15 protein-coding genes are annotated in these 16,900 nt (G+C 41.8%); 5 read left to right on the top strand and 10 right to left on the bottom strand.

The genetic code is table 11. The features are described 5' to 3' along the window. Nucleotides 1-21: 21 nt before the first annotated feature. From NWP22_RS02020 to NWP22_RS02040, 5 genes are all read right to left on the bottom strand, one after another. Nucleotides 22-1,317: a photosystem II assembly protein gene (locus NWP22_RS02020; RefSeq protein ID WP_271732283.1), complete on the bottom strand. Its 1,296-nt coding sequence runs from the start codon at nt 1,315-1,317 to the stop codon at nt 22-24. After that, entirely contained in the window at nt 1,310-2,248 is a 939-nt protein-coding gene (locus tag NWP22_RS02025; protein WP_271732281.1) for an SPL family radical SAM protein, read from the bottom strand. The genes NWP22_RS02020 and NWP22_RS02025 overlap by 8 nt, the downstream gene beginning before the upstream one ends. Nucleotides 2,249-2,699: 451 nt before the next feature. Then, nucleotides 2,700-4,337 carry a chaperonin GroEL gene (gene groL / locus NWP22_RS02030; RefSeq protein WP_271732280.1) on the bottom strand — a complete coding sequence of 546 codons (1,638 nt, stop codon included), beginning with the start codon at nt 4,335-4,337 and terminating at the stop codon, nt 2,700-2,702. A 101-nt stretch (nt 4,338-4,438) separates the two neighbouring features. Further along, on the bottom strand, nt 4,439-4,750 hold the full coding sequence (gene groES / locus NWP22_RS02035; RefSeq protein WP_200989836.1) for a co-chaperone GroES: 312 nt from the start codon (nt 4,748-4,750) through the stop codon (nt 4,439-4,441). Nucleotides 4,751-5,167: 417 nt separating this feature from the next. Then, nucleotides 5,168-5,449 carry a hypothetical protein gene (locus NWP22_RS02040; protein WP_271732278.1) on the bottom strand — a complete coding sequence of 94 codons (282 nt, stop codon included), beginning with the start codon at nt 5,447-5,449 and terminating at the stop codon, nt 5,168-5,170. Between the two features lie 332 nt (nt 5,450-5,781). On the opposite strand from NWP22_RS02040, the gene NWP22_RS02045 reads away from it, so the two are divergent. Continuing rightward, a complete protein-coding gene (locus NWP22_RS02045; RefSeq protein WP_271732315.1) occupies nt 5,782-6,459 on the top strand; it encodes a response regulator transcription factor in 678 nt (225 codons plus the stop codon). Nucleotides 6,460-6,853: 394 nt separating this feature from the next. On the opposite strand, the gene asnS is transcribed toward NWP22_RS02045, so the two are convergent. Both asnS and NWP22_RS18280 read right to left on the bottom strand, forming a co-directional pair. After that, a complete protein-coding gene (asnS, locus tag NWP22_RS02050) occupies nt 6,854-8,245 on the bottom strand; it encodes an asparagine--tRNA ligase (RefSeq protein ID WP_271732277.1) in 1,392 nt (463 codons plus the stop codon). Nucleotides 8,246-8,466: 221 nt separating this feature from the next. Beyond that, nucleotides 8,467-8,679: a hypothetical protein gene (locus tag NWP22_RS18280; protein WP_334310750.1), complete on the bottom strand. Its 213-nt coding sequence runs from the start codon at nt 8,677-8,679 to the stop codon at nt 8,467-8,469. A gap of 119 nt (nt 8,680-8,798) precedes the next feature. Between NWP22_RS18280 and NWP22_RS02060 the strand changes: the two genes are divergently transcribed. Then, nucleotides 8,799-9,080: a DUF6439 family protein gene (locus NWP22_RS02060; protein WP_271732276.1), complete on the top strand. Its 282-nt coding sequence runs from the start codon at nt 8,799-8,801 to the stop codon at nt 9,078-9,080. Nucleotides 9,081-9,121: 41 nt separating this feature from the next. On the opposite strand, the gene NWP22_RS02065 is transcribed toward NWP22_RS02060, so the two are convergent. After that, entirely contained in the window at nt 9,122-9,571 is a 450-nt protein-coding gene (locus NWP22_RS02065; protein WP_271732275.1) for an ATP-binding protein, read from the bottom strand. A 427-nt stretch (nt 9,572-9,998) separates the two neighbouring features. Beyond that, nucleotides 9,999-11,357, bottom strand: coding sequence for a 23S rRNA (uracil(1939)-C(5))-methyltransferase RlmD (gene rlmD, locus NWP22_RS02070; RefSeq protein ID WP_271732274.1), 1,359 nt, complete (start codon nt 11,355-11,357; stop codon nt 9,999-10,001). A 142-nt stretch (nt 11,358-11,499) separates the two neighbouring features. Between rlmD and NWP22_RS02075 the strand changes: the two genes are divergently transcribed. From NWP22_RS02075 to purF, 3 genes are all read left to right on the top strand, one after another. Then, nucleotides 11,500-11,985 carry an allophycocyanin subunit alpha-B gene (locus NWP22_RS02075; protein WP_271732272.1) on the top strand — a complete coding sequence of 162 codons (486 nt, stop codon included), beginning with the start codon at nt 11,500-11,502 and terminating at the stop codon, nt 11,983-11,985. 264 nt (nt 11,986-12,249) lie between these two features. Next, nucleotides 12,250-14,631 (top strand): phosphoribosylformylglycinamidine synthase subunit PurL, encoded by a 2,382-nt coding sequence (gene purL, locus NWP22_RS02080; protein ID WP_271732270.1) that lies wholly within the window; start codon nt 12,250-12,252, stop codon nt 14,629-14,631. Between the two features lie 277 nt (nt 14,632-14,908). Then, nucleotides 14,909-16,429: an amidophosphoribosyltransferase gene (gene purF, locus NWP22_RS02085; RefSeq protein WP_271732269.1), complete on the top strand. Its 1,521-nt coding sequence runs from the start codon at nt 14,909-14,911 to the stop codon at nt 16,427-16,429. A gap of 189 nt (nt 16,430-16,618) precedes the next feature. Here the strand turns inward: purF and NWP22_RS02090 are convergent, their stop codons facing one another. Beyond that, on the bottom strand, nt 16,619-16,900 hold the full coding sequence (locus NWP22_RS02090) for a hypothetical protein (protein WP_271732268.1): 282 nt from the start codon (nt 16,898-16,900) through the stop codon (nt 16,619-16,621).

A 16,900-nucleotide genomic window follows, 5' to 3' on the forward strand; every position in this document is an offset into this window, starting at 1 on the left:
CTTTAAATTTTACCCTTTTCATCAAGCTTTGATATTCTGCTGTTGTGCCAAAATTACATAATCATCTAATTTATAGTGAGAATCATGCTTTTGATCAAAATATTTCTGGATCATTGGACTCATATTTACTTGCTTCGGTAAATTTTCCGTAGCAAACCTAGCAAATTTAGCAGGATCGGATGATCGGGAATCTGTAGATGTTAAATATCTATACCAAACCAGCTTTAAACCTAAATCAGAAACAAACTTAATAACAATATTTCTTTCCTGTTCTAAATCTTCACTTTGTGGACATTTATAAAACTTAAATAATTTCTTATCTTGTATTACTAGGATAACATAACCTTGTGCATTTAAACTTTTAGCAATAATTTGTTGATAAATATGATGAACCTGTATCCTTTTATTTCTATCAGAAAAGAAACAGTGCGAAATAATAATGAAGTCAAAAAAATCACCAGGTAAATTAGCAGCTTGATAATTCCAACTAAAAACGTCAGAAGTAACAAAGCGAAAGTAGGTATTAATAGGCGTTATCTGGGACTCAATATATCGGCGCCAAAACTGCAGTCCTCTAAACTGGAAATCATCTTGCTGTTCTAAAGAGTAATAAGATATATGAATTGGAGGAATTTTACAAAAATTAACAGCACTTTTAAAAAATAAAGCTAAAGCATAAGCAACTGTTCCTGGACCTGCTGCAATATCAAGAATTTTTACCTGACTTGGTAGTAAGCCATCCTGATAAACCAAAAACCAAGCTAAATATAAACAATATACATTCTCTAAAAAAAACTTCATAAAATAGACATGGGGAGTTAAACTGAAATTATAGTTTGGATCTTGTCCAATTTTTAACTTATTAATGTCTTTTACGGCATCTTTTATTCTAATATCTAACTGTTCTTGAGAAAATTTTCTAAACTCTACTTTTAGATATTCAACCAGAGTAGCTTCAAACTCATCAAATATTTGTTGGTCGATACCGGTAACCTGTAGTTTATATTCATCATGCTGAACTAAATTAAAATTTTCATTGACAAATTTAATAAAGTTTTTTTCTGGTACTAATGTTATATTATCTGTTTGATGACGCTCATCTGTTATTTGTTTAGTTAAATTTGCTACTTCCCTTTTATAGTCTTGAGAATAACGGTCAAGTTGCAATTTATCTCTAAATAATTTCTCTATCCAGGAAAAACTTGCACCTGATTGTTGAATAGCTTGCAATAATTGCTCTGCTTTTTTAGTATCACCACGTTTTAATGCTGAGTTAAATTGCTGACTACGCCACCAATTAGCAATCGGATTACTCATATCCAAATCCCTCTTTACCTTCTTTAATTTCTACACCAGGAAGTTGATTAAATAGTTTTTCTTTAAATTTGACATAGCTAAAATTTTCTGCATTATACCACCAATCATATTTTTGCTTTATCTCCCTGGCTTCCTGACGAGTTGATGCTATGAGAGAACGATTATGATTAAGATGAAAATCTTGAATTACGACTCTATCAGCAACAGCTAACTTACTAATAAAAGCAGCTTCATCACTGGGTAAAGTAGGTAGTAATGGAGTGATTGTAATAGATATTTTTGGTACGAAACCTTTGAAGGAGTCAATACTTTGCTTAAGTTTAATTATGGCATTTAATCTGGCTTTAATGCTAGGCGATCGCGATTCAAAATCTTTTCTAACTGATTCACTTCCAGTGGGAATACTCATATTAATACGTAAGCGTTTAAATCGTTGTAAATAATCAATATCTCTTGTAATAATTGGACTTCGAGTTTGAATTACTAATGTTGGTGTGGCATAGCCATCATTCCTAACATCTAGCATTACGTCTAACAACCTCCGAGTCAACTGATGGCGAGATTCCAGAGGTTGATAAGGATCTGTAACGCTACTCATGTAAATTCTGGGAGGAGTTTGAGGGTGTTGCTTATACCATTTTTGTAATTCCTTAGTCAAAACTTGGGCAGAATTTTCTTTAAAAATTACCCATTTACCCCAATCATCCCGCATCTTACTATTGGGACTAAATGCAGCCGCATAACAATAACTACACCCATACTGACAACCCCGATAAGGATTCAGCGTAAAATCATAATCACCAATAAAACCAGTTGCCTTTGTCAGTAATGATTTAGCATTTTGTCCATAAACATTAGTGTCTCCAAATTTTTCTCTAACTAATTTATTTAGTTTTACTTCGTAATAACCTTCATATTTTAAGTGTGTCATGTCAGAATATTAGTTACTTTTTGGGGTAATTGGGATAATAAAGTTTGTGGTCGTTCATTTGATATTAAAGATTATAAGCTTTGTATTTCTTCTATTAATCACGTAAGAATTGCTCTAATATTCTTTGAATCGCTAGGTTGCATAACAACCTCATTCCTCATCATGTTCATGTGGGGAAAATTGGGTAAATCAGGAAAATATCGACATTGTGCGCAAATTTATAGCATTTCCTAAGCAACTGAGGTACGCCTAAATCTTTCTAAACAAGCTTGTTACCATTGAATCTGTACTTCACAAAATTGAGACACGCTATATTTAATTAAGTTGATGATATTATAAGACGTCTTTTTTATTAATTATTACATTTACTCACTCTGGGTTGTGATTGCCACAAAAAAAGCCCCACCCACAAGGGAATGGAGCTTTTTTAATTTATGTGACTTAGAGAGTATTAGTAATCGAAGTCACCGCCACCCATACCAGCGCCACCAGCAGGAGCAGCGTCTTTAGGTTCTGGCTTGTCAACGATAATACATTCGGTTGTCAACACCATACCAGCGATCGAAGCAGCATTTTGCAGAGCAGAACGAGTTACTTTCGCAGGGTCAACAATACCAGCGGCTAACAAATCAACGAATTCATTGGTAGCAGCATTGTAACCAACGTTGAATTCTTTCTCTTTGACCCGTTCAGCAATGACAGCACCATTCTGACCGGCGTTTTCAGCAATCCGCTTCAGAGGCGCTGGTAAAGCCCGAACTACAATCAAAGCACCTGTTAATTCTTCACCGGTAAGGGTGCTGTTAGCCCACTCTTCCAGGCTAGGAGCCAGATGAGCTAAAGTTGTACCACCGCCGGGAACGATACCTTCTTCTACAGCCGCTTTGGTAGCGTTGATAGCATCTTCCAGGCGTAGCTTCTTATCTTTCATTTCGGTTTCGGTGGCAGCACCCACTTTGACCACAGCTACACCACCAGAGAGTTTAGCAAGACGTTCTTGTAACTTCTCTTTGTCGTAGGAAGATTCGGTTTCTTCCATCTGACGACGGATTTGTTCACAACGAGCCTTAACAGCAACTTCATTACCTTCAGCAACAATGGTGGTGTTGTCTTTGGTAATGGTCACACGGCGAGCTTTACCCAGGCTTTCTAGCTTGGTGTTTTCTAGCTTCAAACCAGCGTCTTCGGTAATTAATTGACCACCAGTGAGAACGGCGATATCTTCGAGCATAGCTTTACGGCGATCGCCAAAGCCAGGAGCTTTTACAGCCGCAACATTTAACACACCACGCAGACGGTTAACCACCAAGGTAGCTAAAGCTTCTTTTTCAATATCCTCAGCGATAATCACTAAAGGACGACCAGCACGAGCTACTTGCTCGAGAACTGGTACCAAATCTTGTACCAAAGCGATTTTTTTATCGGTGAGCAGCAGGAAAGGCTCATCAAAAACCGTTTCCATGCGTTCAGCATCGGTGGCAAAGTAGGGAGAGATATAGCCCTTGTCAAAGCGCATCCCTTCGGTAATTTCTAGCTCGGTGGTCATAGATTTCCCTTCTTCGAGAGAAATTACGCCTTCCTTGCCTACTTTGTCCATTGCTTGGGCAATCATCTGGCCGACTTCTTCATCGTTACCAGCTGAAATCGAAGCAACTTGGGCAATGGATTTAGAATCTTCTACTGGACGGGCGTGTTGAGCAATCTTATCTACTAAAAAGCCTGCAGCCTTATCAATACCACGCTTCAGGGAAATTGCATTAGCACCAGCTGCAACGTTGCGTAAGCCTTCTTTGACCATGGCGTGGGCTAAAACGGTGGCAGTGGTGGTACCATCCCCAGCCGCGTCGTTGGTCTTAGAAGCAGCTTGACGAATCAACGCCACGCCTGTATTTTCAATGTGGTCTTCTAATTCGATTTCTTTGGCGATGGTTACACCGTCATTAACGATTTGGGGTGCGCCAAATTTCTTTTCGAGGACTACGTTACGACCTTTAGGGCCTAGGGTGACAGCTACAGCCTCAGCCAAGATGTCAATGCCTCGCTCGAGGGCGCGACGGGCGTTTTCGTTATAGATAATGCGCTTTGCCATAGGTATCTCTATTCAGGGAGTAAGTCAAGATTTTTGATTGGACTTTAGGGGTTGGGCTTTGGGCGTGGGGTTCGCCCCCTTGCGTCTGTACCCATTCCCCATTAGTTGACGACTGCTAAGATATCTTTTTCAGAAAGCAGTACGTATTCTTCTGTGCCGAGCTTGATATCAGTGCCAGCATACTTGGAGTACAGCACTTTATCGCCGACTTTAATGTCTAATGTCTGACGGCTACCGTCATCGTTACGCTTGCCAGGTCCAAGGGCTACTACTTCGCCTACTTGGGGTTTTTCCTGGGCGTTGTCGGGTAAAAACAGTCCACCTGCGGTTTTTTCCTCGGGGGCGCTCACTTTTACGAAAACGCGATCGCCTAGGGGTTTAACTGTAGAAACGCTTAAAGTTACAGCTGCCATAAATATTTTTTCTCCAGAGTTAGCACTCTCAACTCCTGAGTGCTAATCTACCTAAAAGCAGCATAAAATGGCAATAATTAATTGAGTACGGGTTCCCGCACCAGCATATGGCAGCAGTACTTAAGTATAAATACTGCATCATTTGGATATATCGGGTTTTGCTGGGTAAGTTACGAATATTTTTATATAGATAAATTTATGTGCAAAACCGGGAAATTGTTATAAAACTGTAATCAGGGTGCCGATCGATGAGTAAGACTACACTGGTAGGGTGACGCCGTTAACTCGCCAAAATTACTCAGTTTCTTGATGACAAAGCCCTAAGTAATTGTCTAAAAATCTGAGCAATGGCAGAAATTCAGCCAGAGAATTTTATCTGTGCTGACCAGACAGTTACTCACTTCTGTGCAAAACAAGTTAGTCTTGGATATTGGGAACACTGACTAAAGCCCAAGGGTGAATTAAACAGCAAGTCTCCCACTTACATCCTATAAGACTACAGCCTATCTCTTGCGGGTTTGTTGCTGTAGACCGATAATGGTGGTCTACCCATATGGTTCCTGGTATTGCCGAGCAAAACCAGAAGTTATTGAGCCAGTCATCCCAAAACACTCGATAGGCATAATGGTGGTGCAAGAATATGCATTTTGACCCATCTTCTGCCGATAACTCCTCTACTTGCTTGCGAACATTTGTCAAGGCTGAACATCACCAGGATATAGTAAAGCAGTAAGCCTCTGAAAGGGCGGTTTTTTTTAAGTTAGGGTCATCTTCAGCCAATATGTACCTCGTGAATTAGAAGCATGATTATTTAATCAGTGTTTTTTTCACCCGCCACTTTCAAAGCGATATATAATAACGCATTATAAATACTACTGCTCTACGTATCCTTACTGAAAGTTGCCCATGATCCCGTCGTCTTATCAAAAGTAATCACCACTTTTAAGACTTCCAGAAGGCAAAGGCAAGTTAAGTAGAAAAAGGACAACACCTCAATGATCCACCATAAAGGATAACCACTCAACACCTTGATGGACCGAAGCGCGAAAAGTGCCAATGCTATGAAAGAGCCCAGCATGAAAGATCACAAAAGACTGCTACTGATTGACGATGACCCTAACCTCATCTTGCTGGTGAAGGACTACCTGGAATTTAGAGGCTATGAAGTTAACACTTCCGAAAATGGACGAGAAGCCCTGGGAATTCTTCAACAAGATATTCCAGATATGATCATCTGTGACGTCATCATGCCGGAGATGGACGGATATACTTTTGTAGAACAACTCCGACAAAATGAACGCACCGCCTGGATTCCCGTGCTTTTCCTATCAGCGAAGGGCCAAAGTGCAGAGCGAGTTAAAGGTCTGAACAAAGGGGCTGATGTTTATATGGTCAAGCCCTTTGAACCAGAAGAACTCGTAGCACAAGTAGAATCTTCGCTGAAGCAAACTACTCGTTGGAAAGAACACCAAGCTAAAGGAGGAGAAAACGGTTCCCGAATTCAGGTTCCCTTTGATGTACAGTTAACCCCAACTGAACTGAAAGTGGTACAGTTTGTCGCTAGGGGTTTAGCTAATCGGGAAATTGCTGAAGAACTAAATGTGAGTCAGCGTACAGTTGAAAGCCATGTGTCCAATATGTTGGGCAAAACTAATCTCCACAACCGTACTGAACTAGCGCGTTGGGCGATTGAAAATCAAATGGCTTAATCTCTGTGCTGATTTCCCAAGTTCTGAGTTTTGAGTTACACAGAATAGCTCAAAACTCAAGCTTGTTTTGACATCCTGACTTTAGTTTGACGGCTAACAAATTATGAATTGTGAAGCTAAATTTGGGTTTTTTTAATTCAAACTTCATAATTCATAATTCATAATACAGTCCTCAACTGCCATGTTCCAACCCGGATATCACCTAAAATTATCAATACATCACTCCACCTAAATTCCCCGTCTTCCCAACTGGAAATAACCATAGAGTGAGTTACGTCTCAAAATTACAAATATTTATCGCTACAATATGACCCTGTGTACCTCACCCACCCTAAGTTTTTTGTGGTCTTTTAGTGTGGGTTAAGGCTGCAAGAGATTTATATCATGGCTTATACTAGAAATCGGCGCTTTGTGGTGTGCGAGGGAAGGGAATCACATCCCGGATGTTTCCCATACCTGTGATAAATTGCACCAGTCTTTCAAAGCCTAAGCCGAAACCAGCATGGGGAACAGTACCATAACGGCGTAAATCCATGTACCACCATAAATCTTCCGGCTGCATTCCCTGCGCTAAAATACGGCGTTCCAATACATCTAACCTTTCTTCTCTTTGAGAACCGCCGATAATTTCCCCAATTTTAGGTGCCAGAATGTCCATGGCGCGAACGGTTTTTTCATCCTCATTCAAACGCATATAAAATGCTTTAATTTGTGCTGGATAATCTGTGACAATTACAGGCTTTTTAAACAGCTGTTCTGCTAAATATCTTTCATGTTCTGATTGTAAATCTAAGCCCCAACTCACTGGATATTCAAATTTGACATTGGCTTTTTCTAATAATTTGACTGCTTCTGTATAAGTTAATCGCTCAAATTGATTATTAATAATATTGTCGGCTGTGGCTAAAACAGTATTATCAATGCGTTGATTGAAAAATTCCATGTCTTCTGGACATTTCTCTAACACATATCCAAAAACCTGTTTGAGAAATGCTTCGGCTAAATCCATATTACCATCTAGGTCGCAGAAGGCCATTTCTGGTTCCACCATCCAAAATTCGGCGAGGTGGCGCGAGGTATTGGAATTTTCCGCCCGGAATGTGGGGCCAAATGTGTAGACGTTAGTAAAGGCCATGGCCATGACCTCGGCTTCTAGCTGACCGCTAACTGTTAAATAGGTGGGTTTACTAAAAAAGTCCTGGGTGTAATCTACTGTTTGAGTTTCTGTGCGGGGTATGTTTTTGAGGTCGAAGCTGGTGACGCTGAATAGTTCACCCGCGCCTTCGCAGTCGTTAGCCGTAATTACAGGTGTATGTACCCATAAAAAGCCCCTCTCTTGGAAAAATTGGTGAATCGCTGTAGAACAGGCGTTTCTCACCCGGAAAACTGCACCAAAGGAGTTAGTCCGCGATCGCAAGTGTCCTATTGTGCGTAAAAATTCAAAGGAGTGGCGTTTCTTTTGCAGAGGGTAGGTTTCGGGATCAGCTTCTCCATAAACTTTCACAGCCGCGGCTGTTAATTCAATGCGCTGTCCCTTCCCTTGAGAAGCCACTAGTAGCCCACTCACCTCCACCGAAGCACCTGTATTCAGCTTTTTAATAATGGCTTCGTAGTCTGGTAAATCCTGATTGATGACCACTTGCAAATTAGCTAGTGAGGATCCGTCATTGACTTCTATAAACGCAAATCCTTTTAACTCCCGTTTTGTTCTCACCCAGCCTTGAACCACGAGAGAATCATCAGGTTGACCAGTGCGTAATACTTCTGCAATTCTTCGATTTGACATACTATATAACTTCTATTTTGTCAACTAAGACAGATATTAAACAATATTAACATTTAAGTTGCTCCCCAAGCCAAAATCGGGATTACCCACCACAATATCCAGCCTACAATAAATACCATTCCACTCAAGCGGACGGCTGGACAGAAAGGTTTTGTCAAACTAGTCCCAGAAAATAACTGGCGTTCTCAGTTGATTTCTAGTAGTTTTAACTGCTGTTTAATTTACTGGGCAGCTGATATTTCTGCTGTCTGGTGTTTATCTTGTGCTAATTCGTGTTGATGCTGTTGCCATTGTGCCTGTTTTTGTCGATGGCTTTGTACCTGATTGTAACGTTTCTTCAAGGAGTAGAGCCATCGCTCTATATTTTCCAGTTCTTGATCCAAATCCGTTTCTTGACTTTCCCCTGGCGATGGTGATTCTTGACGCGGTTTCATTTTCAGGTAGTAAACTATGATTAAATGCTGGTCAATCCCCAAAATTTTAACTTCTGAATCAGCACTATTTTATATAAGTAATTTATCTTCTCTTTACGCATCACTTAGCACTTAGAATCATGTCTCAACCTACTCAGCTTTCTCAAACCAATCCATTGAATGAACTTAGCACTCTAGAACTAGCCCAAGCCTTAATGGAAAGGCTAAGTATCTCGCCTAAGGATTGGCATCGCCTCAAGTCTAACCGCAATTCTCGCGCTAGTGAACAAGCCGCGGCCGCCCTTTTGTACCTTGTCCAAAATCAGCCCGAAGAAGCCATAGTGAGATTACAACAAGCTGTTGGTTGGTTAGACCGATCAATTTCTGCACCTCCCTGTCCCAGCCATGGAAATCAGGGATAAAGTAGTTGTTTTCCCAATACCAATGACTAATGACCGCTCCCCTACCTTCTCAAAGACAAACGGGGGCTATTTTCCATTTCTTTACACAGTCTCAATTCTGTACCTTTACGATTCCACTCTACTTGATCAAAAATTTGATGCAGAAGACATAAACCACGACCATTTTCTGATTCATCTGGTGGTAAATAATCTGTGGGGTTTTCATCATCAGCCGATACAGGAACAAAGCCTTGACCCTGGTCTGAGATTACCCACCAATATTGATTGTTGATTAGGGAAAAACGGACTACAACTGTTTTACTAGGATCAAGATTATTACCATGTTTTGCGGCATTTACTAGGGCTTCTTGGAGTCCTAGGCGCAATTCTGCTTGCAGTTTTCCTGGAATTTCAGCTAGGAGTAAATCTAAAATTGGGCATAGATAAAGAGTTGAGGCAAAACTAATTGTGCCCCAATAACGTCCAACTGGACGAAGGGAAATGGTCATCACAAGAGAAACCCCGCAGCTTTCAGTTAGCTAGACATTAGTTTGCTATTGATTACAGGCACCCTGATACAAAAGTGAGGTGGTCACGCTGCCTTCAAACTTGCGTCTTTAAACACTAAATTTGGGAAATCCTAGGGAGAATTGACTCTGTTTATGAGATGAGATTGTTGATACATATAACGCCTATAAAGACAACTGCTCGTGCAGTTAGCAAAGAAAATTATTGGTAATATTCAAGAGTATGAGGATAATCTTGGTATTGCCGATAGTTGCTTTACCAAAGCTTATTCATGTTGCTTGGGGTGGATGGGAATTTAATCTCTGTAACAAAATCGTTTTTTTTAGCTTAATTAGATTTTAGCATTTTTAGTATGCATTAGACTACAAATTTGAAATGTAAGTTTTTCTTCCACACTCAGTATTACTGATACTAATGTGATAACACCATAAAAGCAACCGCTTCTACATGAGCTGTTTGGGGGAAGAAATCAGCAGGTTGTATGCGTGTCATGTGATATAGCCCATCTTGGCATAACAATTTTAGATCGCGAGCCAGAGTAGCTACTTTACAACTGACGTAAACTATGCGTGGAGGTTTCAGTTCTAATAAAGAATTAATCACGGCGCGATCGCACCCTTTGCGCGGCGGATCAAGTAACACCACATCTGGTATTATGCCCATTTCCGGCAGCAAATTCTCTACTGCGCCTACTTGGAATGTAACATTATTAATTCCATTGTGCTGGGCATTGACAATAGCTTGCTCTACAGCTTCTGGTTGTAATTCTAATCCTATAGCTTCCCGAACTTGTTTGGCTAAAGGTAAAGTTAAAGTACCAATACCACAATAAGCATCAATTAGCAACTCCTGTCCTTGAAGATTGAGTTCTGACTGAATTATCTGCAACAGTGCTTCTGCGGTTTCTGTATAAACCTGGAAAAACGTATCTGGACGGACTTGAAATTCTAAATCAGCAAAGACTTCTCGCAGGTGAGAAACACCAGCAACGCAACGAGTTTCAGCGCCAAAAATGGCATTTGTGCGATGGTGATTGCGATTTAAAGACACACCCACCAGTTGGGGATAGCGCTTTAACCATTCCTGGGCTTGCTGTTCAATTCCTGGTAAATTCCACTCCTTCACTACCAAAGTCAATAACATTTCGCCAGTTCGCCGTCCAATACGTAAACCCAAATGGCGGATTTGTCCTTGGTGTTTTCGTTCATCGTAAATTTGCCAACCGTGTTGTTGGATGTCCTGCTTTACTTGTACCAGTAAAGGATTTAATCTCGCATCTTGAACAGGACATTGATTTAAATTCACTAATCGATGGCTACCTTTTTGGTAGTAACCAGCTTGTACCTGACCTGTGGCGGAAACTCCTAGAGGATAAGTGGCCTTATTGCGATAGCCCAAAGGTGCATCTGTGGTTAACACCGGATCGACTGGTGGATTGACAAAACCACCAATACGCTGTAAAGCTTGGATAACTTGATCATGCTTCGCTACTAGCTGATATTCATAATCAATATGTTGCCACTGACAACCACCACACTTGTCAGCCACAATACAACTTGCTCTGACCCGATGAGGAGATGCTTGCAAGAGGTGATGAAGTTGAGCATGAGCGTATTGAGGTTTAACTTGTACTAAGCGAACTATAGCGCGATCGCCTGGAACAGTATCGGGGACAAAAACCACAATTTCCTCAAAACGTCCCACACCATCACCTGTACTACTCAAGTCGGCGATCACAATTTCAATTAACTCACCCTGGTGTTTAGTCATTAGTTATTAGTCATGGGTCATTGGTCATGAGAAAATCACAATCCTTGTGCTCACTCCCATCATCTTCCTAATTTTCCTTTCTTTGTGTACCTCAGACTCGCTAAACTAGCAAATAATATTTCGCACACAAGAGCGTATAATTATGACCGTAATTAGCCAAGTTATTCTCCAAGCCGACGACCAACTGCGTTATCCGAGCAGTGGCGAACTCAAAAGCATCAAAGAATTTCTCCAAACCGGAGAACAAAGGACACGCATTGCTGCGACCTTAGCGGAGAACGAAAAAAAGATTGTTCAGGAAGCAACCAAAAATCTGTGGAAAAAGCGCCCTGACTTTATCGCCCCCGGCGGTAATGCTTACGGCGAACGTCAGCGTTCCCTATGTATCCGTGACTTTGGTTGGTATTTGCGCCTTATTACCTATGGCGTACTTGCAGGCGACAAAGAACCAATCGAAAAAATTGGTTTAATCGGCGTGCGAGAAATGTACAATTCTTTAGGTGTTCCTGTACCAGGCATGGTAGAAGCTATTAGCGCCTTGAAAACTGCCTCTCTTGACTTACTAAGTGTGGAAGATGCGACCGAAGCAGCACCCTACTTTGATTACATCATTCAAGCGATGTCTTGATCAAACTGGTGTTGGTTCTAGGATTGTGAATGTTAAGGTATTAGACCCATAAGATTTCTCATTTGATCATAACGTCCTCACATTTGGTCATGGCTGTGGCAAAAAATCTGTCAAGTTATTAACCAGATGTGGGGAAATTTTAGCAGATAGTCGCCACTATTTGAAGGGTAAATATGCAAAAAAGTCTTAATTAGTGGTTGCAAAGTGCATATAGGGTAACTAAATCGATACAATAATTCTCTGTACTCTTGGTGCATTATTTCCATGACCGCCACTTCCTCTACTCCCTTTTCCCCTCAAGAAATCGCCGCCGAAGGATTAAAACCAGAAGAATATGCAGAAATTGTCAGACGCTTAGGACGACATCCCAACAAAGCTGAACTGGGAATGTTTGGAGTTATGTGGTCTGAGCATTGCTGTTATAAAAATTCCCGTCCTTTACTTAAGCAGTTTCCCACCACAGGAGCGCGCATCCTGGTTGGACCTGGTGAAAATGCCGGAGTTGTAGACTTAGGCGCTGGACTGCAATTAGCATTTAAAATTGAATCTCATAACCACCCATCAGCCGTCGAACCCTTCCAAGGTGCCGCCACAGGTGTAGGCGGTATATTAAGAGATATATTTACAATGGGGGCGCGTCCCATTGCCTTATTAAACTCTTTACGTTTCGGTTCTCTAGATGATCCCAAAACCCAAAGGTTATTTACAGGTGTTGTAGCGGGTATTTCACATTATGGTAATTCCGTTGGAGTGCCGACTGTTGGGGGTGAAGTATATTTTGACCCGGCTTATTCGGGTAATCCCTTAGTTAACGTCATGGCACTGGGATTAATGGAAACACCAGAAATCGTTAAATCCGGTGCTGCTGGTATTGGTAATCCTGTGTTATATGTCGGTTCTACCACGGGAAGAGACGGTATGGGGGGTGCCAGTTTTGCTAGTGCGGAATTAACAGATGAATCAATGGATAACCGTCCCGCCGTACAAGTAGGTGACCCCTTTATAGAAAAGTCTTTAATTGAAGCTTGTCTGGAAGCATTTAAAACTGGTGCTGTTGTCGCCGCCCAAGATATGGGTGCTGCGGGTATTACCTGTTCTACTTCAGAGATGGCGGCTAAAGGTGGTGTGGGTATTGAATTTGATTTAGATAAAATTCCTGTGCGGGAGTTGGGGATGGTTCCCTATGAATACCTGCTGTCTGAATCTCAAGAAAGAATGCTATTTGTAGCCCACAAGGGTCGAGAACAAGAGCTAATTGATATTTTCCACCGTTGGGGACTTCATGCTGTGGTTGCGGGTACTGTGATTGCTGACCCCATTGTGCGGATTTTCTTTCAGGGTACAGTCGCAGCAGAAATTCCGGCTGAGGCGCTGGCGGAAAATACCCCTCTTTATGAACGGGAATTGTTAGCAGAACCACCAGAGTATGTTCTGGAAGCTTGGAAATGGTCACCTGATTCCTTACCAGCTTGTACAATTGCGGGGATTGACATTGAAGGTAAACTCCAATCCTGGGATAATATTCTGTTAACTTTGCTCGGTACGCCAACCATCGCTTCTAAAAATTGGGTTTATCGTCAGTATGACCATCAAGTCCAGAATAATACTGTGATTCTGCCTGGTGGTGCTGATGCTGCTGTGGTGCGCTTACGTCCCCTAGAAACAAGGAAAAATGAAGAATTAGAACCTGAAAGTTTGACATCAGGTGTGGCGGCAACTGTAGACTGTAATCCTCGTTATGTTTATCTTGATCCCTATGAGGGAGCTAAGGCCGTGGTGGCAGAAGCAGCTCGTAATCTCAGCTGTGTGGGTGCCGAACCTCTGGCGGTGACAGATAATCTCAATTTTGGTAGTCCAGAAAAACCCGTTGGTTACTGGCAATTATCCCAGGCTTGTCGCGGTTTGTCTGAAGGTTGTCTAGAATTGGCAACACCAGTTACAGGCGGGAATGTCTCTCTGTACAATGAAACCTTTGATTCTCAAGGTAATCCCCAACCCATTTATCCTACTCCTGTGGTGGGTATGGTGGGGTTAATTCCTGACTTAACAAGGATTTGTGGTCAAGGTTGGCAAGGTAATGGTGATTTAATTTATCTTTTGGGATTACCTCTGACATCCTCTGTTAGTTTGGGTGCATCTGAGTATTTAGCTACTATTCACAATAGTGTTGCTGGCCATCCGCCAAGGATAGATTTTGATTTGGAACGTCGTGTACAGCAAGTTTGCCGCTTAGGTATTCGTGCTGGTTGGATATGTTCGGCCCATGATTCATCTGAGGGGGGTGTGGCTGTTGCTTTGGCTGAATGTTGCCTTTCTGGTAACTTAGGTGCCCAAATCCAGATAGAAATTCCTGAACATCAGTTAAAACGTCTGGATGAAGTGCTGTTTGGTGAAGGTGGGGCAAGAATAGTAGTTTCTGTAACACAATCACAGCAAGAAAAATGGGAATATTACTTAGGTGAACATTTGGGGGCTAATTGGCAAAAACTTGGTACAGTAGGTAATTTGGGTGATTCTGAACTAGGTTTGAGGATTTTAACCAATGATAACCAAATCTTAATCAAACTTACTATGGAACAGATGAAAGATCCCTATTTCCGGGCGATCTCTAACCGTCTTGCTCGCCTAGGTAATACTCCCAATTAATTTTTCTATCCCCTATATGGGGATAATTAACCTCTGTGAGCAGAATTACGGTACTGTTTTAATAGATGGTTAAAGATTCGTTAAGGATTTGGCAACTATCCAGCGACATAATCCCAGGGACTAAATAATTACTAATTCGTAGTTTGCAATTCGTAATTAATTCCAGAACAAAATCCAGCATAACTCACTCCATTTATTGGTGGGGTAGTAATTGCGAATTAAAAATTATCAATTACCGATTATTCCGACTTGACACCCAAACCAGGAGCAATAGCTAATGATTCCCATCCATTCCGTCACTATGGCTACACCGCACAAGCTATCGGATGAATACCACAATCAGGAAATAGACCCAATCAATAGTCAAGAGCATCGACCTGACAAACCAGAAGAAGCTTGTGGTGTTTTTGGCATTTACGCTCCAGAAGAAGATGTTGCCAAAATGACCTACTTTGGATTATACGCTCTGCAACATAGGGGTCAAGAATCAGCTGGGATTGCAACGTTTGAAGATGCAAAAGTACACCTACACAAAGACATGGGCTTAGTTTCTCAGGTCTTTAATGAGTCCATTTTGGATCAGTTACCCGGAAACCTCGCTATTGGTCACACTCGTTATTCCACTACTGGTTCTAGCCGCAAGGATAATGCCCAGCCGGCTGTGGTGGAAACCCGACTAGGTTCATTAGCTTTAGCACATAATGGTAATTTAGTCAACACTGTGCAGCTGCGGTCAGAGTTAGTCAAGACCCAAGTGAGTTTAGTCACAACAACAGACTCGGAAATGATCGCTTTGGCGATCGCTCAAGCCGTCAACGCTGGTGCAGATTGGGTAGAAGGAGCAAGTAGGGCATTTCACCGTTGCCAAGGCGCTTTTAGTTTGGTGATTGGGACTCCCGTTGGTGTCATGGGTGCGCGGGATCCCAATGGTATCCGCCCCTTAGTAATTGGAACTTTACCCGGGTTACCAGTCCGTTATGTCTTGGCTTCGGAAACTTGTGGTTTAGATATCATTGGAGCCGAATACTTACGAGATGTGGAACCGGGGGAATTAGTTTGGATTACTGAAGCAGGTTTAGCTTCCTACCATTGGAGTCAAAAACCTGCTCGTAAGTTATGTATCTTTGAGATGATTTACTTTGCCCGTCCTGATAGCATCATGCACAACGAAAGTTTGTACACCTATCGCATGAGGTTAGGGCGACAAATAGCGGCTGAATCCGCTGTAGATGCTGATATTGTCTTTGGTGTTCCTGATTCAGGAATACCTGCGGCCATTGGATTTTCCCAAGCCTCTGGTGTCCCCTACGCCGAAGGACTGATTAAAAATCGCTATGTGGGTCGAACTTTTATTCAGCCCACACAATCTATGCGCGAGTCCGGGATTCGCATGAAACTTAACCCACTCAAAGATGTATTGGTGGGTAAACGAGTAATTATTGTGGATGATTCCATTGTTCGGGGTACAACCAGCCGGAAACTGGTTAAAGCATTACGTGAAGCAGGTGCTAGCGAGGTACATATGCGCATTTCTTCCCCACCAGTCACACATCCATGTTTTTACGGTATTGATACTGATAGTCAGGATCAGTTGATTGCTGCTACCAAGTCAGTGTCAGAAATTGCCGAGCAGTTGGGAGTAGATAGCCTGGCTTATCTGAGTTGGGAGGGAATGCTGGAAGCAACCCAGGAAGATACTAATAGTTTCTGTTCAGCTTGCTTTACTGGAGATTATCCCGTAGCTATTCCTGAGCAAGTCAAACGTTCTAAATTGATGTTAGAAAAAGTCGTGGTTTAAATAATGGGGCGGGCAAAATGTCCACCCCTGAAGTGAAATTCTCTATTTCTTTCTCCTTTTTCTCTGTGCCTCTGTGGATTATTCATAGGGTATCTCATTATACTGCGCTACACCCTTAGTGGGCATACTGCCCACTCCACAAGAGTTTTATCATTCATATAGTACTTATCTACCTGCGAACTACTATATTTAACGATGCTGCATAAAATCTACTTTCGGCAATAACGGATCTATGACAATTCCCACGCCGCTAAAACCCCAACGTTTGAGCAAATTACCCAACTGTGTAGCAAGAACAGATTCTACGGCAAAGCGGTTAGCTAATTGACCAGCATGGGTATTGAGATAGCTTAAAGCATCAAAGTTTTCCCTAAACAGTAATAAATAGCCGGAACTTTCAGCATCGGGATGGGCTACGAGATAACGACCATCAGTCGAGGAACGCAATATATAATAAATTTCAGAAAACAT

The sequence above is a fragment of the Anabaenopsis tanganyikae CS-531 genome (assembly GCF_029891675.1).
Taxonomy (GTDB): domain Bacteria; phylum Cyanobacteriota; class Cyanobacteriia; order Cyanobacteriales; family Nostocaceae; genus Anabaenopsis; species Anabaenopsis arnoldii.

What these genes read in the sequence shown, in the direction of transcription:
- NWP22_RS02020 (WP_271732283.1), bottom strand. Translation starts at nt 1,317, where the DNA reads ATGAGTAATCCGATTGCTAATTGGTGGCGTAGTCAGCAATTTAACTCA.
- NWP22_RS02025 (WP_271732281.1), bottom strand. Translation starts at nt 2,248, where the DNA reads ATGACACACTTAAAATATGAAGGTTATTACGAAGTAAAACTAAATAAA.
- groL (WP_271732280.1), bottom strand. Translation starts at nt 4,337, where the DNA reads ATGGCAAAGCGCATTATCTATAACGAAAACGCCCGTCGCGCCCTCGAG.
- groES (WP_200989836.1), bottom strand. Translation starts at nt 4,750, where the DNA reads ATGGCAGCTGTAACTTTAAGCGTTTCTACAGTTAAACCCCTAGGCGAT.
- NWP22_RS02045 (WP_271732315.1), top strand. Translation starts at nt 5,782, where the DNA reads ATGGACCGAAGCGCGAAAAGTGCCAATGCTATGAAAGAGCCCAGCATG.
- asnS (WP_271732277.1), bottom strand. Translation starts at nt 8,245, where the DNA reads ATGTCAAATCGAAGAATTGCAGAAGTATTACGCACTGGTCAACCTGAT.
- NWP22_RS18280 (WP_334310750.1), bottom strand. Translation starts at nt 8,679, where the DNA reads ATGAAACCGCGTCAAGAATCACCATCGCCAGGGGAAAGTCAAGAAACG.
- NWP22_RS02060 (WP_271732276.1), top strand. Translation starts at nt 8,799, where the DNA reads ATGTCTCAACCTACTCAGCTTTCTCAAACCAATCCATTGAATGAACTT.
- rlmD (WP_271732274.1), bottom strand. Translation starts at nt 11,357, where the DNA reads ATGACTAAACACCAGGGTGAGTTAATTGAAATTGTGATCGCCGACTTG.
- NWP22_RS02075 (WP_271732272.1), top strand. Translation starts at nt 11,500, where the DNA reads ATGACCGTAATTAGCCAAGTTATTCTCCAAGCCGACGACCAACTGCGT.
- purL (WP_271732270.1), top strand. Translation starts at nt 12,250, where the DNA reads ATGACCGCCACTTCCTCTACTCCCTTTTCCCCTCAAGAAATCGCCGCC.
- purF (WP_271732269.1), top strand. Translation starts at nt 14,909, where the DNA reads ATGATTCCCATCCATTCCGTCACTATGGCTACACCGCACAAGCTATCG.
- NWP22_RS02090 (WP_271732268.1), bottom strand. Translation starts at nt 16,900, where the DNA reads ATGTTTTCTGAAATTTATTATATATTGCGTTCCTCGACTGATGGTCGT.